Genomic DNA, 20898 nt, shown 5'->3' on the forward strand with positions numbered 1-20898 from the left:
ACGTGACGGCGGAGGGAACGGTTTTTTCACGCGGACGGGAGAGTATGCCGTCATGGCCCTGGAAATCGATACCGCCCTCCGCGAGGGGTTCGAGCGGACGTTCGCACGCGCCGGTCTCATCCTGATCGCGGTGTTCGTGCTCTTCGGGTTCGCCAACGCCGTCATCTCACAGTCGCTGTCAGCGCAGGTGTTTACCCTGCTGGAACAGTCGTTCGATCAGTCGTTCCAGCAGGAACCGAACCCGTTCGGCCCGGAGGCACAGACCCCGACGCCGTTCGCGGTCCCGCTTCCGCTGTCGGTCCTGGCGCTGCTGTCGCTCGCGTCGGTGCTGGTCGCGGAGGCGATCCACGTCGTCTCGATTCGCGCGTTCGCCAGCGACCAGACGGACGCGATACGGAGAGACCTGGCGACGCGTCGGATCGGGCTCGCGACGATCAACGGCGTCGTCGGCGGGATCATCGCGGGGACGCTCACGCTGCTCGGGCTGCTCTTTCTGGTTGTGCCGGGGATCTACGTCGCTATCTCGCTGTTTTTCGTGCGCCAGGAAATCGCCGTCGCGGACAAGAACTTCATCGACGCACTGGCCGATAGCTGGAGTCTGACAGACGGGAACCGCTGGGAGTTGCTGGGACTCGCAGTCATCGTGATCGTCATCAACCTCGTCGCGAGCAGCCCGGGCACGCTCATCGGGTACCTGGACCGAACGTTGGCCACGGCTGTGAGCATCCTCGTCAGCGCGGTCACGACCGTCTTCGGCATCGCCGTCGCCACTCGCGCCTACGATCAACTCCGTCGGGAGCGCGACGCGAAACTGGGACTCGACGACGGTGACACCGACACCGGGTCCGACGGGAACTGGAACACCGGCACCTAGTGGACACCCGTCGTTTTTCTTTCCGCACGTGGACGATCGACGTGATGGCAGACCCAGACATCGACATCGAAATCGAGGTGGACGTCGAGGTGGATTCGGACGAACTCGAAGTCGAAGTCGGCGAGAGCCGCGAGTTCGAGGCGGAACTCGAACGGGAGGGACTCGAAATCGAGGTCGAAGCCGACGTGGAGATCGAAGAGGAGGGAGCGGCCACTCCCGACGAGTACGTCGACCTCGACGAGGAAGATACCGAGGACGACGAGAACGGTGGAGACGAAGACGCCGGGGGAGAAGACGACAGCTAACCACCCGACGGCCCGCCGTCGCAGTTCGCGGTGTTTAACCGACCGAAGTGCAAAGGGAGCCACATGGCAGAACCGCGCGTGCCGGGGAGCGGGGGAGACGGTATCGAGTTGCCCTGTGGCGAAACGATCACGCCACACGACCTCGACATGGGGTTGCGCGAGTACGACTGCGCCTGTGGCGACCGCCACGCGGTCGTCATGGACATCCACCCCCTGGGTCGATTCGTTCCGGAGTCGCTGGCCGACGTGTTGCGGGCCACCGTCGAACCCGCCGACGAGTTCGACGAGTTCACCACTGCCCATCTGATGGGCATGGTCTTAGAGGAGTTCCCCGAAGCCGTCGTCGCCGAGGACCTCTCGGAAGACGGCCAGGTCGGCTACTCGTTGCTGTGGCTCAGCGACTTCGACTCGCGCCGACTCCACGAGATCGTCGTGGAGCTCCTGGTCGAACTGATGGAACACGCGATGAGCCACGCCGGCGACGACGACGCCATGGCCGAGTTCGAGGCCCAGATGCTCGAGTTCGACGTCGAGGAGTTCGTCGAACGCTACCGCCAGGAGCGTGACTTCGACTCCGAATACGACACGGCGATCTGAACGACTCTTCTCACCGGATCGGACGAGAGGTGACGCCCGGGGGTTCGTGTCGTGCTCACGACCGACGTGTGTCTGACGGCGTTTAATGTGTCAGTACGACGTGTCTATGCGTATGCGCTTCCGTCAGGGTGATTTCGAGCGGATCCGGGCCGTGCTCGACGACACCGACGCTGACGAACCGCTGACAGCGCGCGAGATCCTCGACGTGATGGAAGAACACGGAGAGGAGTTCGACAGCGCTCACCGCATCGCGACGGTGCTCGGTCGGCGCGCAGAAACCGATGACGTCGAGGTCATTCGTGAACAGCCCTACCGGTACCGGTTCCAGGACGGGACCTGATCGGCCGCCAGGGTGTGAGCGGCAGTTCGGTGTCCCGGAGGCCCCGCCAGCTCGTCCGGTCGCGTCTCCCCGATGCTGTTTTGACGACAAAACGATCGATTTCGCGAGCGACGGGCGTCCCGACCGCTCACTGGCCTCAAACGAATCCGTGAGGACGCGGTGACGACGTTGCTTCCAAAGCGATGATGCTATCAATGAGAAGGAGCCAACCTGGATATAGACGCAGCTACCCCGGTGCCACGGTTGTTCGTCCTCCACTGACAACCACTGCGACGTGAGATTCGTCGCCGACGCCCCTGGCAACCGTGGTCGGGAGCGGAGTCGATCAGAACGTGACACGGAACGAAGACAGAAGGGATATATCGGCGACCGAGAAACAGTCGCCGAGTACGATGTCAACTCGGGGGCAGGTCCCCGACCCGACGAGACGACGTGTGCTTGCCGCGGCCGGCGTCGGAGCCGCAGCAGCCACCAGCGGCTGTCTCGGGCGGTTGCGATCTATCTTCGGGTGGCAAATCGACGGGTCAGTCAGTCTCAAGATCGGAACCCTCCCAGCAGACACCGACCCGTACGCCCTCCGCATCGCCCGGCAGGTCAAGGCGTGGTTCTCGGCTGCAGGGATCAACACGCAAGTCGTGCCGACCGCAGAGAAGGAGTTGCGCCAGCAGGTCCTGTTGCAACACGGGTTCGACGTGTTCGTCGGCCGGATGCCACACGCCGAGCCGCGCCCGGACACGCTCTACTCGCTGTTGCATTCGACGGGCGTTCCCTCGCCAGGGTGGCAGAACCCGTTCGGCTACGCGAACCTCGGCGTCGACGACCTGCTCGAGACCCAGCGACGGACGACAGGGCAGGAGCGGCGGAACGCAGTGGCCGCCATGCAGCGAAGTCTCGCCCGCACCCAGCCGTTCAGCATCGTCGGGTTTCCCGACGACATTCGGGCGGTCCGAACCGACCGGTACGCGAACTGGGAAAACGCCGACCTGCGGTCGCCGCTGGGCTACCTCGCGCTGAGCCGTGCGGAAGGTGAGGTGGAGACGCCCGGCGAACTCCGAGTCGTGACGACGCGGGGGCGAACGGTGGGGAACCTGAACCCGCTGGCCGTCGAGTTCCGCGACCGGGGGCCGATCACGGACCTGCTGTACGATTCGCTGGGCCGGCGGTACGGCGAGAACGGCGGGATCGAGCCGTGGCTCGCCACGTCGTGGCAGTTCGTCGAAAACTCGGAGACGCCTCGTCTGGACGTGCAACTGCGGCCGAACGCCGTCTGGCACGACGGGAAATCGCTGACCGCCGAGGACGTTCGGTTCACTTACGAGTTCCTCGCGGACACGAGCGCGCGTGACAGCGACAACGTCATTCCGGTCCCGCGGTACCGTGGGGAGTCGAGCCTCGTGGACGAAGTACGGGTCCTCGGCGACGACAGGATCGAGATCGCGTTCACGGACTGCTCGCGGGCGGTCGCGATGCGGGCGCTCACCGTGCCGATCCTCCCGGCACACGTCTGGCGACAGCGGCGAAACCCGGCGACCATCGGCGGCGTCACGGTCAGCGACGTGGTGACCGAGGCACTGGTCACCGACAACACCCCACCGGTCGGGAGTGGGCCGCTCCAGTTCGACGGGAACCCGTCGGGACGACTCGCCCTCACGCGGTTCGACGACCACTTCCTCCACACCGGAGCGCAGTTCGACGGCCCGGCGTGGCTGCAAAACGGCGTCGCGTTCGATCGGCTCGTCGTTCGCGTGGCCGTCTCGGAGCTGACCGCGGCCGGGTCGGTCGCGGACGGCACCGTCGACGCGGCCGTCTCGCCCCTCGGTGCGAAGGCGCTGCCCAGGATCGAGGACAGTGACGACGCGCAGAAACTGGTCGAGCAGTCGCCGTCGTTCTACTTCGTCGGCTACAACGCGCGACGCTCGCCGCTGACCAATCCCCGGTTCCGCAACCTCCTCGGGCGGCTCATCGACAAGGAGTATCTCGTCGAGAACGTGTTCGAGGGGCACGCGACGCCGGCAGCGAGTCCGCTGGCAGGAAGCGACTGGCTCCCGACCGATCTCGAATGGGGCGACGGCGACCCCATGACGCCGTTCTATGGCTCGGACGGAACGCTGGACGAGGAACGAGTGGAAAAAGCCCTCGAGACGGCTGGCTACCAGTACGACGCCGGGGACGTCGTGAAACGATAATCCATGGCGCTCCTCAGTTTCACCGCGAAAACACTCGTGGTCGTGCTCAGTCTCGTCGGCGTCGCGTCCGTGGCCATCGTCGGGCCGCGCCAACTCGAGGCGACCGTTCGGTCGCTTCGCGACCGCGTCCGCGCGGCCGGTCCCTCGATCGGGGTCCTGGGGGTCGTCCTCGTGATCAACAGCCTCGTGCGGGAGGCCGGGGGCGACCTCATGTGGATGATCGGCATCAACATCACCGGGTACATCCACTCGGTAGAGGGCGCGTTCGTCGCGGACGTCCAGTCGCTGGCGACGCCCATGTTGACCGAGTACTTCTCGTTCATCTACGTCTACGGCTACGCGTTCCTGCTCATCTTCCCCGTCGTGCTGTACCTGGCGCTGGAGAGCGCCGAGTCCCTCCGGGAGATGACCATGGCGTACACGCTGAACTACGCCATCGGATTGGTGTTTTACGTCCTGTTCATCTCCTTCGGTCCCCGGAACCTCATCGCCGACCAGGTGCAGTCGCTCCTGTACACGGACTGGCCGAAGGCCCAACTCATCACGAGCCAGGTCAACCGCAACACGAACGTCTTTCCGTCGCTGCACAGTTCGCTGTCGGTGACGGTCGCGCTCCTCGCCTACCGGACGCGCGAGCACTATCCGAAGTGGCCAGTCGTGGCGATCCCAATGGCGGTGAGCGTGGTCATCGCGACCATGTACCTCGGCATCCACTGGGGCACCGACGTCGTCACCGGCGTCGCACTCGGCGTCTTCAGCGTCTACGCGGCCGAGCGCATCCGCAAACGGACGTCCTGACGGCGTCTCGGGGCCCCGCCGCACCGACAGCCATCGGATACGAATTTCGAAATTCGATTGCGATGCTCGCAATCTTTCGCCGAGTTTATTACGATGTGCGAACTGCAAATGGGTAATGACAGACGGATCAGGCGATGACCAGACGATTCTGCTCATCGGTAGCGGCCCCATCAAGATCGGGCAGGCTGCGGAGTTCGACTACTCCGGTGCACAGGCCTGTCGCGCACTCCAGGAAGAGGGTGCGCGAGTCGTGCTGGTGAACTCGAATCCGGCGACCATCATGACGGACCCGGAGATGGCAGACAAGGTGTACATCGAGCCGATCAACACCGAAGCCATCGCCGAGATCATCCGGAAGGAGAACCCCGACGGCGTCATCGCTGGCCTGGGTGGACAGACCGGCCTGAACGTGACGGCCGAACTCGCCGAGGAGGGCGTCCTCGAGGAACACGACGTCGACGTGATGGGCACCCCGCTCGACACCATCTACGCGACGGAAGACCGCGACATGTTCCGTCAGCGCATGGAGAAGATCGGCAAGCCCGTCCCGCGTTCGGAAACTATCGAATCGATCGACGAGGTCGAGGACGCGGTCGAGGCCGTCGGCGGCCTCCCGGTCATCATGCGGACCACCTACACGCTGGGTGGCCAGGGGTCGGGCGTCATCGGCGACATGGACGAACTCAAAGACGCCACCCGCAAGGGGCTCAACCTCTCGCGCGACAACCGCGTGATGATCACCGAGTCGATCGACGGCTGGATCGAACTGGAGTACGAGGTGATGCGCGACGCCGACGACTCCTGTATCATCATCTGCAACATGGAGAACATCGACCCCATGGGCATCCACACCGGCGAGTCGATCGTCGTCACGCCCAGCCAGGTCATCCCCGACGAGGGCCACCAGGTCATGCGCGACACCGCCCTCGACGTGATCCGCGAACTCGGCATCCAGGGCGGCTGTAACATCCAGTTCGCCTGGCGCGACGACGGCACGCCCGGCGGCGAGTACCGCGTCGTCGAGGTCAACCCGCGCGTCTCTCGCTCCTCCGCGCTGGCCTCGAAGGCGACCGGCTACCCGATCGCCCGCGTCACCGCCAAGGTCGCGATGGGCAAGCGCCTCCACGAGATCGAAAACGAGATCACCGGCCAGACCACCGCGGCCTTCGAGCCAGCGATCGACTACGTCGTGACCAAGGTGCCGCGCTGGCCCAAGGACAAGTTCCGCGACGTCGAGTTCGCGCTCGGCCCCGCGATGAAGTCGACCGGGGAAGCGATGTCCATCGGTCGGACCTTCGAGGAGTCGATGCTGAAGGCGCTCCGTTCCTCTGAGTACGACCCTGCCGTCGACTGGCAGGACGTCAGCGACGACGAACTCGAGAGCCAGTATCTCGAACGCCCGACGCCGGACCGCACGTACGCGGTCTTCGAGGCGTTCGAGCGCGGCTACACCGTCGAGGAGGTCAACGAACTGACCGAGATGCGCGAGTGGTACCTCGAACGCTACAAGCGCATCGCCGAAGCCGCAGCGTCCGCGGCCGAGGGCGACTTCGAGACCGCCGGTGACGTCGGCTTCACCGACCAGGAGATCACCGCCATCGCCGGCGGCGAGTTCAACGACACGCACGCGTCCTGGCTCCCCGACCGCGACGAGGCGAACCAGGTCGACGCCGACGAGGTCGAGGCTGACGGCTCCGGAATCACGGTCGATCAGGTCGAGGACGAAACTGCCCCGCGGACGTTCAAACAGGTCGACACCTGTGCGGGCGAGTTCGCCGCCTCGACGCCGTACTACTACTCCGCACGCGAGCCGATCTCGGGACTCGGGCGCGACGAGGTGCAGGTCGACCGCGACGTCGAGAGCGTCGTGGTCGTCGGCGGCGGTCCGATCCGCATCGGACAGGGCGTCGAGTTCGACTACTGTTCGGTCCACGCGGTCCGCGCGCTCGAAGAGGCCGGCATCGAGGTCCACGTCGTCAACAACAACCCCGAGACCGTCTCGACGGACTACGACACCTCCGACGGCCTGTTCTTCGAGCCGGTCACCGCCGAAGAGGTCGCCGACGTCATCGAGGCGACCGGCGCCGACGGCGTGATGGTCCAGTTCGGTGGCCAGACCTCCGTCGACATCGGCGAACCCCTCGAAGACGAGATCCAGCGCCGCGACCTCGATTGTGAGATCATGGGCACGTCCGTCGAGGCGATGGACCTCGCCGAGGACCGCGACCGGTTCAACCGCCTGATGGACGACCTGGGCATCGCCCAGGCCGAAGGTGGCACCGCGACCTCCGAGGCAGAGGCCCTGGAGATCGCCCGCGACATCGGCTACCCGGTCCTCGTGCGCCCGAGCTACGTGCTCGGCGGTCGCGCGATGGACGTGGTGTACAACGACGAGGACCTCGAAACCTACATCGAGGAGGCCGTTCGCGTCTCCCCGGACAAGCCGATCCTCATCGACGACTTCCTCGCCGACGCCGTCGAACTGGACGTGGACGCCGTCGCCGACGGCGAGGACGTTCTCATCGGCGGCATCATGGAACACGTCGAGACCGCCGGCGTCCACTCCGGCGACTCCGCGTGTATGATCCCGCCGCGCTCGCTCTCCGAGGACACGCTCGAACGCGTGCGCGAGGTCGCCGAGGACATCGCGACCGCCCTCGACACCGTGGGCCTGCTGAACGTCCAGCTCGCCGTCCGCGACGGCACCGTCTACGTGCTGGAAGCGAACCCGCGCTCCTCGCGTACCGTCCCGTTCGTCTCGAAGGCGACGGGCGTCCCGATCGCGAAACTGGCCGCGAAGGTCATGGCCGGCGCGACCCTCGGGGAACTGGACGTGGACGAGCAGATCCCCGACCAGGTCTCGGTCAAGGAGGTCGTCCTGCCGTTCGACCGCCTGCCGGGCAGCGACCCGCGCCTCGGCCCGGAGATGAAGTCCACGGGTGAGGTCATGGGCACCGCCGGCTCCTTCGGGAAGGCCTACCAGAAGGCCCAGATGTCCGTCGGCAAGCCGATCCCACTCGAAGGGAAGGCCATCGTCGACCTGCCGGTCATCGGCTTCGAGGACCACTTCGACGTCTCGGACCTCGACGACTACGAGGACGTCGACGCCATCAAACAGCAGCTCCGCGACGGCGAGATCGACATGGTCGTCTCGCGCAACCGCGAGATTCTCGAAGTGTGCGTCGAGGAGACCATCACGTACTTCTCGACCATCGAGAGCGCCGAGGCGGCCCTGGAGGCCATCGAGTCGGCCGACCAGCCGCTGAACGTCCAGGACGTCGCCGCACGCCCCAAGGACCGTCGCGACTGGGGCTCGTTCTAAGCGGTCCGACTCGCCCCCTCGTTCGCGTTCGCTGACCGATTTCGTTTTGCGGCCGGTTGTCTGAACGACGGAGTGTCGACAGCCCGTACTGAGGACGAGCATTCGTCGAAAAGACGGGTCGCATCCGTTGGATTCCGCCCCGATAGGCGAGATCCGGTCACTTGGCGCTCGGTTTCGCCTCGTCGGACGACGATTGTCGGCCCGAGGAAGATTCGTACGTGTCGATGCCCAGGAGCGAGTTGAGGACGCAGGTCTGCATCGCGGCTGTGGCTGTGAACACCACTCCGAGGAGGAGTGCAACCGCTGCAAGGGCCACGCCGAGCGTGCCTGTTCCGAGGCTGACGAGGCCAGTGACGGCCGCGATGCCGAGTACGATCAGTAGCGGTCCGACGACGAACCGGGCGAGACGGTCGTATCCACCGACGTTTTTCTCCATGATGAGGTTCACCAGTTCGGACAGTACGCGCTGCGAGGAGATAAGTTAGCGAGTCGCTGCCTGTCCAGTATCCGTGCTGCTGGTGCCCATCCAGCGCGTCGACACCACTCTCCACTCGTCCTGGCGTTTTTCTCACTGGTTCTCCGACGTCAGGTATGACCGACGCTGTCGTCGACGCCGCCTTTCCAGAACTCGCCAGTATCGAGAACGCTGACCTCCGGGACGGAGTCGTCTCCGCCTGGGAGACAGCGATCGAGGACAACGACATCGAGAACCTCGAGAGCGTCCCGTGGCTCCCACCGACGCAGCGTGCCCTCGGTCTCGACGACGAGTCCCTGGTCGACCACGTCCGAGACGTCACAGCAGGGGCCGTCGCCCTGGCGGAGACGCTGCTGGAGCGGCGCGAAGTCGGCCTCTCGCTGGACACCGTCATCGCAGGTGCGCTGGTACACGACGTGAGCAAACTGTACGAGTTCGACGGGATGGAGACGACCGCCGTCGGTGACCTGCTCGGACATCCGTACTACGGCGTGCACGTCGTCGCACGGGCGGGACTGCCGGTCGAACTCGCACACATCGTTCTCTCGCACACGAGTCGAACGACGGTGGAACCGGCGACGCTCGAAGCGGCGGTCGTTCGCCGAGCCGACGAGATCGCGACGACGGCGATCCGGTCCCGAGCGACCGACGATCTCCGGACCGTGTGAGCAGCACTGACCCAGTCGGCACGGCCCAACCAGTCAGTTCGAGCGCAACAAGTTACTTCGCCGTGGCTGTGGAGAACGAACCGTGCCCAGTGACTACGACCGCGTCCTCGTGGCCGGGGCCAGCGGCCGGACGGGCCGGGAGGTTCTCGACGTGCTGGCCGGCCGTGACCTGACGGTCCAGGCGATCACGCGCTCAGCCGAGAACCGCAGCGAACTCCTCGAGCGCGGCGTCGACGAGGTCGTCGTCGGTGATTTGCTCGACCCTGCCGACGCCGAGGACGCCGTCCAGGGGTGTGACGGCGTGCTCTGTGCCGTGGGGTCGTCGCTTCGATCGATGTTCGGCCCCGCGCTGGTCGACGGGCAGGGCATCATCAATCTGGCCGAGGCCGCCGCCAGGGAGGGCGTCGAGCGGTTCGTCATGGAGAGCTCCATCGGCGTCGGCAACTCAAAGTCCGAGGTCCCGCTCCCGTTCCGGCTGCTGCTCTATCGCGTCCTGAAAGCGAAGGGGCGTGCCGAGCAGTACCTCGCGATCACAGGGCCGCCACACACGATCATCCGCCCCGGCGGGCTCACTGACGGGCCACCGAGGAACGACGTGCTCGTGGCCGAGGGCGGCGACACGATCACTGGCATGATTCCCCGCGCCGACGTGGCACGTCTGATGGTCAGTGCGCTCTGGACGCCAGAAGCCGAGAACCGAACCTTCGAGGTGGTTACACGGAAGGGACTGCGGGGCGAGGCGACGGGACTGGTCGACGTCGACTGGGCGCCGCCGGTCGACGGGGCGAGGGCCGTCGCTCCCGACGGGAGTCACAGGAAAACGAGAGAGAACGGCAGGTAGTCCTCAGTTTTCAGTCATCGCCAGCACGTCGTCGAAAAAGCCCAGCGAGTCGTGGGGACCGGGATGGGCCTCGGGGTGGTACTGGCGGGTGATGATGTCGAGGTCGTCGTTCTCCAGGCCCTCGGGCGTGTCGTCGTTGACGTTGATCTGCGTGACTTCCAGATCACCGGGTTCGGCGACGGTGTAGCCGTGGTTCTGGGTGGTCATGACGACCTGGTCGGTGCGGAGGTCACGGACTGGCTGGTTGACGCCGCGGTGGCCGAACTCCATCTTCTCGGTGGAACCGCCGAGCGCGTTGGCGATGACCTGCTGGCCCAGGCAGATGCCTGCCAGCGGCGTCTCACCGGCGTACTCGTCGACGACCTCGGCGGCCTGCTCGAAGTTCTGCGGGTCGCCGGGGCCGTTCGAGATGAAGAGGAGGTCCGGGTCGACGGCGGCGACGTCGTCGGCCGTCGCGTTGTAGGGCAGGACGTGGACCGTCGCGTCGCGCTCGACGAGCGAGTCGACGATCGATCCCTTGGCACCGCAGTCCACCAGCGCGACGTCCGCACCGTCGCCGTCTTCGTTGTAGACGGTCGTCTCACCGACGCTGACCTGCGAACCGATGTCCGTGTGATCGGACATGTGCTTGCACTGGTCGAGCTGGTCGAGCGCGTCCTGTTCGGTGACGTCCGGGCCGGCGGCGATTCCGCACTTCATGGCTCCCTCGTCGCGAATGCCCGTGACGAGTTCGCGCGTGTCGAGGTGGTCGACGGCAGGTACGTCCTCGGATTCGAGCCACTCGGCGACGTCGTCGGTGAGTTCGCGAGCGACGACGCCGCGCGGGTGGACGCGGTCGGACTCGAATCGCTCCTCTCGGACGCCGTAGTTTCCGATCAGCGGATACGAGAAGGTGAGGATCTGTTCTTCGTAGGAGGGATCAGTGAGGCTCTCCTCGTACCCAGTGTAGGCGGTCGTAAACACCAGTTCCCCGCGAGTCGTGCCCGGAGCGCGAGCGCGTGCTTCGATGACGCGCCCGCCCTCGATGGCCACATAGGCGTCCGACATTACGAGATACGTATCCGCCACCCGTTCATAAGTGTTGCTTTCGAAGCTGAGTTACGAATTTCGCAATCCTCAAGTACAGTCACAGACAACTCTCGCATCTCAATGGACGATCTGGACCGTCAGATTCTGAGCATCCTCCGGCGGGATGCCAGAACGCCGTACACGGAGATCGCCGACCGGGTGGGAACGTCCGAGGGAACGGTCCGCAATCGGGTCGAGCGACTGGTCGAGGACGGGATCATCGAGCGCTTTACCGTCGCGACGTCGACGGGGAACGTCAAGTCGATGATCGAACTCAGCGTCGACGTCAACGTCGACACGTCCGCGGTGTCGGACCGCATCATCGAGTGGGAAGAAGTCGACTCGGTCTGGCAGGTGTCGGGCGACCAGGACATCGTGCTCGTCGTCGACGCCGCCGACACGGAGCGCGTCAACCAACTCATCACCAGAGCCCGAGAGTTGGACGAGGTCGTGAATACGAAGACTCGTCTCATTTTGGACGAGCGGCTCGGCTGAGTAACGCGAAGCGATCTTTTCACAGGGGTTCTCGGAGTTTCTCTTTGGACGACGCTGGAGAGTTACTGTTCTCCCGGCGGTGGGCCGACGCCCGGCGTGAGCCAGTCGGGGCGGTCGAGGTCGCCTTTCTCGGTGTGGACGGAGCGGTAGACTCGTCGCAGGAGTCGGTGTGGCAGCCAGTCGGTGACGCGCGGTTCGACCCGGCCGTCGCGGATGGCGGCGACGACGCTTTCGGGCGTGAGCCGATCGGCGTCCACGGCAGTGTAGGCGCGACCCACCTCGAACGGATAGTGGGCGTCGCTGCCGCCGACGGTCGGCAGGTCGTGCTCGTCGGCCAGGATCTCCACCCACTCGCTGGTCCGCGGGTGCTTGCCGTTGATCTCGATAGCGTCGAACGGCGCGTCGACCTCCCGCACGCTGCTGTTCCGGTAGGGGTGAGCGATGATGGCGGCACAGTCGCGCTCGTGAGCGAGTTCGACGACCGCCAGCGGGTCGAGCGCGTCGACGCGCGTGACGGTGGGCGGGTCCGGGCCGACGACGAGGACGTGCCCGCGGGTACTCGACACCTCGATGCCGGGGATCGTCGTGACGCCGTCGACGGGCGACACCGGCTCGTAGTAGTCGTGGTTCGTGAACGCGACGCCGTCGAGACCGCGAGCGCGGGCGACGGCTGTCACCAGCCGCGCGCCGACGGGATCGAACGGCGTCGGTCGCGAGGGAAACCCGTGGAAAAAGCGGGTATGCGTGTGAAGGTCAACGGCGAACACACCGGAAGGAAGCGGTAAGAGTCCTTTTGGGTTCTGTCCACTTCTCTAGCGGGTAGTGACCGACGGGCGGAGTGACCTGTGCGACGGACGTCCGGACGGCGGTACCGCACCGGACGAGACGCGTGTACTCGTTCTCAATCCCACGAGCGGAACCAGCGCCCACGTCGAGCGCATCCGAACGCTCGCAGCCCAGCACGGATTCACAGTGCAGGAGACCGAGCGCGAAGGCCAGGCGATCGAGTTAGCGGCCGCTGCGGCCAGCGACGGCGCGTCAGTCGTCGCTGCGGCCGGTGGCGACGGCACGCTGAACGAAGTGGTTCGGGGTCTCGTCGCGGCCGACGCCCTCGGCGACGTCGTGTTCGGGGTCATCCCCGCGGGAACAGGCAACAACTTCGCCGGAAACGTCGGCATCGAAAGCGTCGAACACGGGTTCGACGTCATCGAGGATGGAACCGAACGGGACATCGATCTCGGGTTCGCCGGTGATCGTCCGTTCTTGAACTCCTGCATCGGTGGCCTGACCGCCCAGGCGAGCAGCGAGACGACGTCGGAACTCAAAGCGGACCTCGGCGTCGTCGCCTACGTCCTCACGATGTTCCGAACGGCCGTGGACTTCGAGGGGACGAGACTGCGCATCGAGACGGACGAGACTGCCGAGCGGGCCTGGCAGGGGACGGCCGTCCTGTTGCTCGTCGGGAACGGCCGTCGGTTTCCGTCGCGGGGACAGACGCAGGCCGACGTGGAAGACGGCCTGCTCGACGTGGCCATCATCGAGAAGAAACCGGGGTCGAACCTCGCGGGACTCGCCAGATCGACGGCGCGCGAACGGCTCCTCGGCGCTGACGCCGACCACGTCACTCGGGTGAAAACGGCTGGGCTGACCGTGCGCGTCCTGGACGACGATCCGACGACGTTCAGTCTCGACGGCGAGGAGGTGACCGCACGGGAACTGGCCATCGAGGTCAGCCCGGCCTCGCTTCGACTCCGGGTGGGCGAGGGATACGAGCCACATCCGGAGGGGTGACCGAGTCACCACGTGTCCGACGGCATGAAGCGAAGGGTGTTTGAACCCCGTCGTCAATGAAACAGGCATGAGTTCCGACGACACGTCCGGGGACGGTCTCGGTGACGACCTCCAGCACGAGAACGCTGGGCAGGACGTCATCAAGGTCGACGCCGACGACAACGCACTGGGGACCGTCAACCGACTGGACGCACACACCGGTGACGGCATCCGACACCGCGCCTTCACGAGCCTGCTGTTCGACCAGGACGACAACATCCTGCTGGCCCAGCGCAGCCCCGACAAGCGCCTCTGGGACACCCACTGGGACGGCACCGTCGCCTCCCACCCCGTCGAGGGCCAGAGCCAGGAAGATGCCACCCGACAGCGACTCGAAGAGGAACTCGGGGTCACGCCCGACCAGTACGACAATCTCCGGGTGACCGACCGCTTCGAGTACAAACGGTACTACCAGAACGAGGGCGTCGAACACGAGGTCTGTGCGGTGCTGAAGGCGACGCTGGTCGACACGACGCTCGATCCCGATCCCGAAGAGGTCGCCGGCGTCATGTGGGTCCCCTACGAGCGCCTGCACGAACACCCGCGCTGGTATCGGCAACTGCGCCTGTGTCCCTGGTTCGAGATCGCGATGCGGCGCGACTTCCAGGACTGACACCGAGCCTGATTTTCATCCCTGGTAACTGGCGGGTCGGGTTTTTGCCCCCTGACGCAGGGAATTTCCACATGGACGTCGAGACGTACGAGTCGCTCGGCGGCCAGGTCGCGCTGGTCACGGGAGCGTCCCGCGGAATCGGGGAGGCCATCGCCGCGAAGCTCTCCGGACTGGGCGCGACCGTGTACGCTGGTGCCGAAGACACCGATGAGCTCTCCTGTGACGACCAGCGGCCGCTCGAACTCGACGTCACGTCCGAGGACGACGTCGTCGAGGCGATCAACGTCATCGACGACGAGAAAGGGCGACTCGACATCCTCGTCAACAACGCCGGCGTCATGGACACCCGCGTCGCCCTGGAGGAGATGCCCACCGGCGTCATCGACCGGACGTTCTCGACGAATCTGCGCGGTCCCGTCCTCCTCACCAAGTACGCACTGCCGCTGTTGCTCCTGCGCGACGGGAGCCGCGTCGTCAACGTCTCCTCGGGGTTGGCGTCGCTGACCGGCGAGATGGGGCGCGGCATGGCAGCCTACCGCGTCTCCAAGACCGGCCTCAACGGGCTGACCGTGTATCTCGACGGCGAGTACCGCGATCAGGGACTCATCGCCAACGCGGTCTGTCCCGGCTGGACCCGCACCGACATGGGCGGCCCATACGCCGAACGGAGTCCCGAAGAAGGCGCGGAAACGCCGGTCTGGCTCGCGCGGTTCAAGCCACAGAGCCCGAGCGGTGAGTTCTGGCGCGACCAGCAGGTCATCGACTGGTAACTGTGGCTCCGATCGTCCGTCCGCAAATCGGTTTTTCGGGGGAACCACCCACAGCACTATACCGGTCGGTCAAGACTTGCCGAGCAATGAGTGAGGGTCGGGGACGGGGCACCAGCCGACGGGAAGCACTCGTCTGGCTCGCCGTGCTGTCGATCCCGCCCGGCGTCGGGATGGTCGGATTCGTCGCCGTCGCGATGGCCGGTGGAGCAGTCACCCCGGGAGCGATCGCCGCCGGAGTCGCGACGACGGGCCTCATAGCGGGCGTTCTCACTGTCGTGCTCGAATTCGGACCCGACGAGGAGACTACCGATTGACGCGTTCGATGCGACCGGTGTCGAGCCACTCCTCGTAGGTGTCCGTCAATCCCCGCGTGTCTCGCAGCCGCAACAGCGTGTGGGGGAAATCGCCCGGCAGCATCACGTCGAGCGTCGAGAGCGGCGCGTCGTCGAGGCCTCCGCTGTCGCGTCTGGACCGGACGAGCGTCGGGAACTCGCTCCCGAACGAGGGCGCGTGGCCAGCCTGGTGGACGCGGAGGACTCGCGGCGCGTTCGGACACACGTACACCTCGTCACCGAGCGTGTACCCTCGAAGGCAACGGGTCGCGAGCCAGGTCCGCAGGCCGCGCAGGAACGACCCAGACGCGGGGTCTCGGTCCGGGCTCCCGGTAGGTCCGTGATGGGCGTCGAAGGCTTTCAGATAGCGGTACCAGCCGAGTTCGTACTCGACGAGTTCGGGGCCTTGACTCCCGTCGCGCTGCTGGGAGCCTGGTCCGGGAGACGACCGCAGGACACCCAGGAGTCGGTGCCAGATCGAGAAGACGGCGATGACGACCGAACCGACCACGAGCGTGGCGACCGTGCGGACCGTCTCGCGTCCGACGGCACGATAGCCGCGCCGTTTCACGTCTCGTTTTCGTCTGGACATGACACGGCATCGAACGGTAGCCGGAATAGGTCTTGTGTTGACACGTACAGAAAGCATATATCGGTCGATTCCACACCAGCGGTCGTGCGGGCCGTTCTGTTCACGAGCGAGGAACCACTGTATCTCCCGCGGTATCTGAGACCCATCCTCGCGAGCCACGCCGATGTCATCGAGGAAGTGGTCGTTGCGCCGTTCGATACACCCACCACCGAGCAGCTTCGCGACCAACTCGGAATGTACGGATTCCGCGCAGGCACGCGGCTGGCCATGCGTTACCTCCGTGGGACGCTGTTGGACGCACTCCCCGGGCGACTGGGCTGGCAGCTGGCGGGTCGGCCCCACTCGGTCGAGGCAGTGGCGCGGCGGTACGACGTTCCGTTCGAGCGCGCGTCCGACGTGACCGACCCGGAGTTCGTCGAGCGGGTGGCGAGGCTGGACCCCGATCTGTTGCTCTCGATCGTCGCCGGGCAGCGCCTGTCGGCGGAACTGCTCGACTGTGCGACCGACGCGGTCAACCTGCACGGGTCGCTACTCCCCGCCTATCGCGGCCGGGCGACGGCGTTCTGGCCGCTGTACTACGGCGACGACCAGACCGGAGTGACGGCCCACCGGATGACCGAACAGTTCGACGCGGGGCCGATCCTCACGCGGCGACCCGTTCCGATCGAGCCGACGGACACCGTCGACTCCATCTACCGGAAACTCGCCTCGGCCGGAGCGACCCTCGCCGTCGACCTGCTCGACCGATATCCCGACTTGCCCCCGGAGACGCCGAACGAGACGAGGGCCGCCGACTACCACGGTCTGCCCGGACCGGCGGAGCGCCGCGAGTTCCGCGACCGCGGCAACGAGTTCCTCTAATCCCCGACCGAGTTGGACGTACGCTGCCCCCAACTGGTCTGTTTGCCGCAGAGACCCGACCGCATACACTCCAGTTCGGCGCTCGCTCACGTAGCGTTCGATTCCACAGCAACACACGTCGGGATGAACTGGGAACTGAACGCGGGTAACGGGCTACAAGACGACTGCCAGCCGTCAGGCGTCGTGGTGACTTGACGGATCGTCTCGCGTCTACGTACCAGTCGGTCTCCAGACAGCGTGGTTTGGTCCCGAGAATCGAGGGGTCAAGAGCGATGCCGACGTACTCACGCCATGGGACGCACTACCAAACTCAACGAGCTGCGTAGCCTGGTGGCCGAGCTCCACTACCCGCTCGACTGTGAGACCGCGAGCGAGGCGGTCGACGACGTGACGCTCCAGTTGGCCGACGGGACCAAGAACCTCGGCGCGGTCATCGCGGACTCGAACGCCGACGCCTTCGAGACCGCCGAAGAACTGGAGACGGAGGTTCGGAACCTGCTGCCTCGACGCGCCGTGGGCGAACCCTACCAGTCCGAGGGCGAAGGATAGCCGATGCCCCACGAGAGCGCCTGGCACTGTACAATCTGTGAAAGCCGTCGGGGGCGATCGGGCCCTCGTCGAGGCGCGTGACGGCACGGGGACCTACGCAGTCAAGCCGAGTCAGGTGGATCGCGACCGCGGACGCGCGACCCGCAGCGAGTGACTCAGTCCAGCAGCGACACCAGGTCACCGACGTCGTGGTCGTGGAGCCGCTCGACGACGTCTTCGACGTCCTGAACGCGCTCGTCGTTGTACCGCGTGGCAGCCAGCCGTTCGTATTTCGTCTCGATCTGTCCCCAGTCCATCGGCTGGGTCGGATGGCCCTGGAAGGCGTCCTTCTCGATCTCGACGGTCGTCCCGTCGTCGAGGACGACCTGGAGGACGGCCGGCATCTCGCCGTTCTCGAACCGCTCGGTGAGTTCCCCGTTTTCCTCGACGTCGACGACTCGGAGGAGGCGCTGGACGTCCGCTCGCTGGATGCGGTCGCGGTCGTACTGCCTGCTGGTCATCTCGCGGTCGACGAGCGCGGCTGCGAGCATGTAGGGCAGCGAGTGGTCCGCCTGGGCTTTGGTCTCGACCTCGTAGCGGCTTCCCTCGCCGCCGCCGATGATGAGTTTCGCGCCGTGGAAGGTTTCGAGGTGGATCGCCTCGACGTCGTCGGGGTCGAGGTCGGTCTCCACGGCGATCTCGATGATGCCTTCGACGGCAGATTGGGCGTACGTCTCGGCGACGTACCGCTTGGTCATGGTGTCGAACACGTGGCCACAGCCGGGATCGAGGTTCACCTCGAAGTCGCCGGCGACGACCTGTTTCCAGCCTTTCTGGCCCTCGAAGAGGTTGGTCGGCCCCTCCATGCCGTTGCGGGCGAGCAGACAGGCGTAGACGGCGTTGCGGGCGGCGTTGGCGCTGGCGATTCCTTTCCACTCGTTGATACCGCCGGTCCTGGTGACCCGGAGCGCGTTGTGGGCCGTGCCGGCGATCCCGATGGCGTTGCGGAGTTGGTCGCGGTCGAGGCCGAGCACCTTCCCCGCGCCACAGGCGGCCGAGACGACGGTGTGGGTGACGTGGTCGAACCCTCTGTCACGGACGGGGGCGTTCCAGGCGAGTTCGCCCTGGACCTCGTAGGCCACGCCGATCCCCTCCAGAAGGTCCTGGCCCGAGGCGTCGACGACCTCGCCACAGGCGACGACGCTGGCGACGTTGTCGCTGGGGTGTGGCGTCTCCCCGGGCGCGAGAAACGAGTCCATGTAATCGAGATAGCGGGTGAGCGCCGTGTTGTGCATGGCTGCCTGCGGCGGTGAGGCAGTTCCGCTTCGACCCCAGAGCCGACACGGCCCGTCTTCGTCGAGGTCGAGCACCGTCTCGGCGACGACGTCGACCGGGTCCGCACCGAGCGCCCCGATGGCGATCCCGACCGAATCGAGGACGCGTTTCTCCAGTTCGGTCACTGCCTCGTCGCTGAAGTCGTCGTACGTGACCGACGCCACGAAATCGGCCAGTTCTGCCGTCGTTGTCATGCACCCCCATACTACGAAGCGTCCCAAAAGGCTCCTTGCAGGTTGGTCAGCCGGTACTCGGCGTGCAGCGCCGGGTTCGCGGGGTTTTCAGTCGGTCGGCCGGTGATCGGGCGTCGCCGATTGCGAGTTCACGATTCCGTCGACCGTTGCTGACTCGGACGCATCGGCCGCGTCCGACGGCCCGGACCCGGCGTCGTCGGAGACGCGCGGGAGTTGCAACCTGACGGTAGTGCCGTCGTCGTCGTTCTCGAAGGCCAGACGGCCGCCGAACTGTTCGGCGACCCAGTTGACGACCCAGAGGCCGACGCCGCTCCCGTGTCGAAGCGCCGTCTCTTTGCCCTCCGTAAGCACTTCCAGCTCGTGGTCTTCGATGCCGGGACCGTCGTCGCTGATCTCGAGGACGGCGAACTGATCGCCCGGGTAGCCGACGACGGAGACGACCGGCTGGCCGTCGTTGTGTTCGATGGCGTTGACCAGGAGTTCGTGGATCGCCACCGCGACGGCCAGGCCAACGCTGACGTCGAGGTCCGACGGGACGTCGACCGTGACGCTGGCCTGGGGGTACGTCTCGCGGATCTGTTCGACCTGCTCGACGACCGTCGCTTCGAGATTCAGTTCCACCCGTTCGGGGTCGTCGAGCAGCCGCGCGGCCTGGCCGACCTTGTCGCTTCGCGCCGTGATCTGGGTGGCAGTCGATTCGATCTGGTCGATCCGCTCGAGGAGGTCGCTGTCGGTGAGTTCGTGCTCGAGGAGTTCGGCGTTGCCGGCGATGACGTTCATCTCGTTGCGGAGGTTGTGTCTGAGTAGTCGGTTGAGAACGTCCAGTCGCTGGCGTTGTTGCCGTTGCTCCGTAACGTCCCGGAGGCTCACCAGTCGCCCGGCAACCATCCCTCGCGCTCGGTTGAGCGGGGAGACGCGCACGTCGTAGTACCGGACGCCGTCACCGCTTTCGAGGGACAGTTCCGTCTGCGTTCGCCCTTCCGTCGCCGAGTCGAGCAGTGTCGCGACCGCCGGCAGCACGTCGTCGATCGGCTGGCCGATCGCCTCGTCTTCCGGACGGTCGAGTAGCTCCGCGGCCGCCGGGTTCAGATCGGCGATCCGATCGTTCTCGTCCGTGACGATGACCCGGTCGTCCATGTTCTCCAGAATCTCGTCGCGGGCCACGTCGCGTGCGACGGGGACGATCTCCAGTAACTGTCGCCGGAGGATCGTCGCCGCGATGAGGAACCCAGTGAGCAGGAAGCCGACGTTCGTCGGATCGAGCCCGGCGGGGAACAGACCGAACGTGTAGAGGACGTTCCCGAGCACGGGGACGGAGCCAGCGACGAGCAGCGCCGTCGCCTGTGCTCGGTACAGCCCTTCGGCGAGGAGAATGACGCGCAACAGGAGCGCACCGGCGACGAGTATCGTCACGTAGGAGTAAATGATGTGGACGTAGTACGCGGGCCCGAAGGTCTCGGTGATTACCCGGAACCCGTTGATCGTCGTCACGCCGAGTCCTCTTCGGACGAGGTCGGGAACGAGCCAGACGGCGGCCGCGTTCATCGCCGGCTCGACGAGCAACGCGCCGAGCGACCACGACCGCAACCACTCCTCGTTGCCGGTGTATTCGAGCACCAGCAACAGAAAGGAAAGCGGAACGAGCCCGGAGATCGCGAGCTCCATCTTCGTCCAGAACACCATCCCCGCCAGATCGGCGTGAGCGAGGTTCATGCCCTCGGCGAACGACCAGACGCTCGCGCTGATCATGAACAGCGCCAGCGGACGCGCACCGGTCCGGTCACGGTGGAAGAAGGCGAACAGCGCGACCCCGAGACCCACGACTGCGGAGAGAAACACCGGCGCCGTGTACGGGGTGTACTGGAGGGCCATCT

The 20898-nt window shown here is 65.8% G+C and carries 22 protein-coding genes; 16 read left to right on the forward strand and 6 right to left on the reverse strand.

The window, feature by feature from the left end; translation table 11 throughout:
- Positions 1 to 52 precede the first annotated feature (52 nt).
- From MU553_RS09690 to carB, 7 genes are all read left to right on the forward strand, one after another.
- A complete protein-coding gene (locus tag MU553_RS09690) occupies positions 53 to 874 on the forward strand; it encodes a DUF7847 domain-containing protein (protein ID WP_247377395.1) in 822 nt (273 codons plus the stop codon).
- A 44-nt stretch (positions 875 to 918) separates the two neighbouring features.
- Entirely contained in the window at positions 919 to 1179 is a 261-nt protein-coding gene (locus tag MU553_RS09695; RefSeq protein WP_247377393.1) for a hypothetical protein, read from the forward strand.
- A gap of 63 nt (positions 1180 to 1242) precedes the next feature.
- Positions 1243 to 1776 carry a DUF5815 family protein gene (locus MU553_RS09700; RefSeq protein ID WP_247377391.1) on the forward strand — a complete coding sequence of 178 codons (534 nt, stop codon included), beginning with the start codon at positions 1243 to 1245 and terminating at the stop codon, positions 1774 to 1776.
- 112 nt (positions 1777 to 1888) lie between these two features.
- On the forward strand, positions 1889 to 2116 hold the full coding sequence (locus MU553_RS09705) for a hypothetical protein (protein ID WP_247377389.1): 228 nt from the start codon (positions 1889 to 1891) through the stop codon (positions 2114 to 2116).
- Between the two features lie 392 nt (positions 2117 to 2508).
- Positions 2509 to 4302 carry an ABC transporter substrate-binding protein gene (locus tag MU553_RS09710; RefSeq protein WP_247377387.1) on the forward strand — a complete coding sequence of 598 codons (1794 nt, stop codon included), beginning with the start codon at positions 2509 to 2511 and terminating at the stop codon, positions 4300 to 4302.
- 3 nt (positions 4303 to 4305) lie between these two features.
- Positions 4306 to 5100 (forward strand): phosphatase PAP2 family protein, encoded by a 795-nt coding sequence (locus tag MU553_RS09715; RefSeq protein WP_247377385.1) that lies wholly within the window; start codon positions 4306 to 4308, stop codon positions 5098 to 5100.
- 115 nt (positions 5101 to 5215) lie between these two features.
- Positions 5216 to 8422, forward strand: a complete 3207-nt coding sequence (gene carB / locus MU553_RS09720; protein ID WP_247377383.1) for a carbamoyl-phosphate synthase large subunit — start codon at positions 5216 to 5218, stop codon at positions 8420 to 8422.
- Positions 8423 to 8579: 157 nt separating this feature from the next.
- On the opposite strand, the gene MU553_RS09725 is transcribed toward carB, so the two are convergent.
- Positions 8580 to 8858: a YgaP family membrane protein gene (locus MU553_RS09725; RefSeq protein WP_282594253.1), complete on the reverse strand. Its 279-nt coding sequence runs from the start codon at positions 8856 to 8858 to the stop codon at positions 8580 to 8582.
- Between the two features lie 155 nt (positions 8859 to 9013).
- Here MU553_RS09725 and MU553_RS09730 point away from each other — a divergent pair, with 155 nt between their 5' ends.
- Positions 9014 to 9565, forward strand: coding sequence for an HD domain-containing protein (locus MU553_RS09730; protein WP_247377379.1), 552 nt, complete (start codon positions 9014 to 9016; stop codon positions 9563 to 9565).
- 82 nt (positions 9566 to 9647) lie between these two features.
- A complete protein-coding gene (locus MU553_RS09735) occupies positions 9648 to 10406 on the forward strand; it encodes an SDR family oxidoreductase (protein ID WP_247377377.1) in 759 nt (252 codons plus the stop codon).
- A gap of 3 nt (positions 10407 to 10409) precedes the next feature.
- Here MU553_RS09735 and carA read toward each other — a convergent pair whose 3' ends face one another.
- Positions 10410 to 11453 (reverse strand): glutamine-hydrolyzing carbamoyl-phosphate synthase small subunit, encoded by a 1044-nt coding sequence (gene carA, locus MU553_RS09740; RefSeq protein WP_247377375.1) that lies wholly within the window; start codon positions 11451 to 11453, stop codon positions 10410 to 10412.
- 102 nt (positions 11454 to 11555) lie between these two features.
- Here carA and MU553_RS09745 point away from each other — a divergent pair, with 102 nt between their 5' ends.
- On the forward strand, positions 11556 to 11969 hold the full coding sequence (locus MU553_RS09745; protein ID WP_247377373.1) for an Lrp/AsnC family transcriptional regulator: 414 nt from the start codon (positions 11556 to 11558) through the stop codon (positions 11967 to 11969).
- A gap of 62 nt (positions 11970 to 12031) precedes the next feature.
- Here MU553_RS09745 and MU553_RS09750 read toward each other — a convergent pair whose 3' ends face one another.
- On the reverse strand, positions 12032 to 12736 hold the full coding sequence (locus MU553_RS09750; RefSeq protein ID WP_247377371.1) for a PHP-associated domain-containing protein: 705 nt from the start codon (positions 12734 to 12736) through the stop codon (positions 12032 to 12034).
- Between the two features lie 55 nt (positions 12737 to 12791).
- On the opposite strand from MU553_RS09750, the gene MU553_RS09755 reads away from it, so the two are divergent.
- The 4 genes from MU553_RS09755 to MU553_RS09770 all read left to right on the forward strand — a co-directional run bounded on the left by MU553_RS09755 (position 12792) and on the right by MU553_RS09770 (position 15496).
- Entirely contained in the window at positions 12792 to 13760 is a 969-nt protein-coding gene (locus MU553_RS09755; RefSeq protein WP_247377369.1) for a diacylglycerol/lipid kinase family protein, read from the forward strand.
- A gap of 67 nt (positions 13761 to 13827) precedes the next feature.
- The gene (gene idi, locus MU553_RS09760) at positions 13828 to 14412 is read left to right on the forward strand and encodes an isopentenyl-diphosphate Delta-isomerase (protein WP_247377366.1); all 585 of its coding nucleotides are present in this window, start codon (positions 13828 to 13830) and stop codon (positions 14410 to 14412) included.
- Between the two features lie 71 nt (positions 14413 to 14483).
- A complete protein-coding gene (locus MU553_RS09765) occupies positions 14484 to 15182 on the forward strand; it encodes an SDR family NAD(P)-dependent oxidoreductase (protein ID WP_247377364.1) in 699 nt (232 codons plus the stop codon).
- 86 nt (positions 15183 to 15268) lie between these two features.
- Complete coding sequence (locus MU553_RS09770) at positions 15269 to 15496, forward strand: hypothetical protein (protein ID WP_247377362.1); 228 nt, start codon at positions 15269 to 15271, stop codon at positions 15494 to 15496.
- On the opposite strand, the gene MU553_RS09775 is transcribed toward MU553_RS09770, so the two are convergent.
- Positions 15486 to 16106: a hypothetical protein gene (locus tag MU553_RS09775; RefSeq protein WP_247377360.1), complete on the reverse strand. Its 621-nt coding sequence runs from the start codon at positions 16104 to 16106 to the stop codon at positions 15486 to 15488. The genes MU553_RS09770 and MU553_RS09775 overlap by 11 nt on opposite strands.
- A gap of 84 nt (positions 16107 to 16190) precedes the next feature.
- Between MU553_RS09775 and MU553_RS09780 the strand changes: the two genes are divergently transcribed.
- Together MU553_RS09780 and MU553_RS09785 are read left to right on the forward strand one after the other, a co-directional pair.
- Positions 16191 to 16967: a methionyl-tRNA formyltransferase gene (locus tag MU553_RS09780; protein WP_247377358.1), complete on the forward strand. Its 777-nt coding sequence runs from the start codon at positions 16191 to 16193 to the stop codon at positions 16965 to 16967.
- A gap of 291 nt (positions 16968 to 17258) precedes the next feature.
- On the forward strand, positions 17259 to 17516 hold the full coding sequence (locus tag MU553_RS09785; RefSeq protein WP_247377356.1) for a DUF5789 family protein: 258 nt from the start codon (positions 17259 to 17261) through the stop codon (positions 17514 to 17516).
- 155 nt (positions 17517 to 17671) lie between these two features.
- On the opposite strand, the gene MU553_RS09790 is transcribed toward MU553_RS09785, so the two are convergent.
- On the reverse strand, positions 17672 to 19024 hold the full coding sequence (locus MU553_RS09790; protein WP_247377354.1) for an MmgE/PrpD family protein: 1353 nt from the start codon (positions 19022 to 19024) through the stop codon (positions 17672 to 17674).
- A gap of 87 nt (positions 19025 to 19111) precedes the next feature.
- Positions 19112 to 20896, reverse strand: a complete 1785-nt coding sequence (locus MU553_RS09795; RefSeq protein WP_247377351.1) for a histidine kinase N-terminal 7TM domain-containing protein — start codon at positions 20894 to 20896, stop codon at positions 19112 to 19114.
- Between the last annotated feature and the right edge of the window lie 2 nt (positions 20897 to 20898).

Source organism: Halorientalis brevis, from assembly GCF_023077655.1.

Excerpts from the sequence above, each read along its gene's own strand:
- MU553_RS09715 (WP_247377385.1), top strand. The coding sequence starts at position 4,306 with ATGGCGCTCCTCAGTTTCACCGCGAAAACACTCGTGGTCGTGCTCAGT.
- MU553_RS09725 (WP_282594253.1), bottom strand. The coding sequence starts at position 8,858 with ATGGAGAAAAACGTCGGTGGATACGACCGTCTCGCCCGGTTCGTCGTC.
- MU553_RS09695 (WP_247377393.1), top strand. The coding sequence starts at position 919 with ATGGCAGACCCAGACATCGACATCGAAATCGAGGTGGACGTCGAGGTG.
- MU553_RS09705 (WP_247377389.1), top strand. The coding sequence starts at position 1,889 with ATGCGCTTCCGTCAGGGTGATTTCGAGCGGATCCGGGCCGTGCTCGAC.
- MU553_RS09775 (WP_247377360.1), bottom strand. The coding sequence starts at position 16,106 with ATGTCCAGACGAAAACGAGACGTGAAACGGCGCGGCTATCGTGCCGTC.
- MU553_RS09790 (WP_247377354.1), bottom strand. The coding sequence starts at position 19,024 with ATGACAACGACGGCAGAACTGGCCGATTTCGTGGCGTCGGTCACGTAC.
- MU553_RS09710 (WP_247377387.1), top strand. The coding sequence starts at position 2,509 with ATGTCAACTCGGGGGCAGGTCCCCGACCCGACGAGACGACGTGTGCTT.
- MU553_RS09730 (WP_247377379.1), top strand. The coding sequence starts at position 9,014 with ATGACCGACGCTGTCGTCGACGCCGCCTTTCCAGAACTCGCCAGTATC.
- MU553_RS09745 (WP_247377373.1), top strand. The coding sequence starts at position 11,556 with ATGGACGATCTGGACCGTCAGATTCTGAGCATCCTCCGGCGGGATGCC.
- MU553_RS09770 (WP_247377362.1), top strand. The coding sequence starts at position 15,269 with ATGAGTGAGGGTCGGGGACGGGGCACCAGCCGACGGGAAGCACTCGTC.
- MU553_RS09765 (WP_247377364.1), top strand. The coding sequence starts at position 14,484 with ATGGACGTCGAGACGTACGAGTCGCTCGGCGGCCAGGTCGCGCTGGTC.
- MU553_RS09795 (WP_247377351.1), bottom strand. The coding sequence starts at position 20,896 with ATGGCCCTCCAGTACACCCCGTACACGGCGCCGGTGTTTCTCTCCGCA.
- MU553_RS09700 (WP_247377391.1), top strand. The coding sequence starts at position 1,243 with ATGGCAGAACCGCGCGTGCCGGGGAGCGGGGGAGACGGTATCGAGTTG.
- carB (WP_247377383.1), top strand. The coding sequence starts at position 5,216 with ATGACAGACGGATCAGGCGATGACCAGACGATTCTGCTCATCGGTAGC.
- carA (WP_247377375.1), bottom strand. The coding sequence starts at position 11,453 with ATGTCGGACGCCTATGTGGCCATCGAGGGCGGGCGCGTCATCGAAGCA.
- idi (WP_247377366.1), top strand. The coding sequence starts at position 13,828 with ATGAGTTCCGACGACACGTCCGGGGACGGTCTCGGTGACGACCTCCAG.
- MU553_RS09785 (WP_247377356.1), top strand. The coding sequence starts at position 17,259 with ATGGGACGCACTACCAAACTCAACGAGCTGCGTAGCCTGGTGGCCGAG.
- MU553_RS09690 (WP_247377395.1), top strand. The coding sequence starts at position 53 with ATGGCCCTGGAAATCGATACCGCCCTCCGCGAGGGGTTCGAGCGGACG.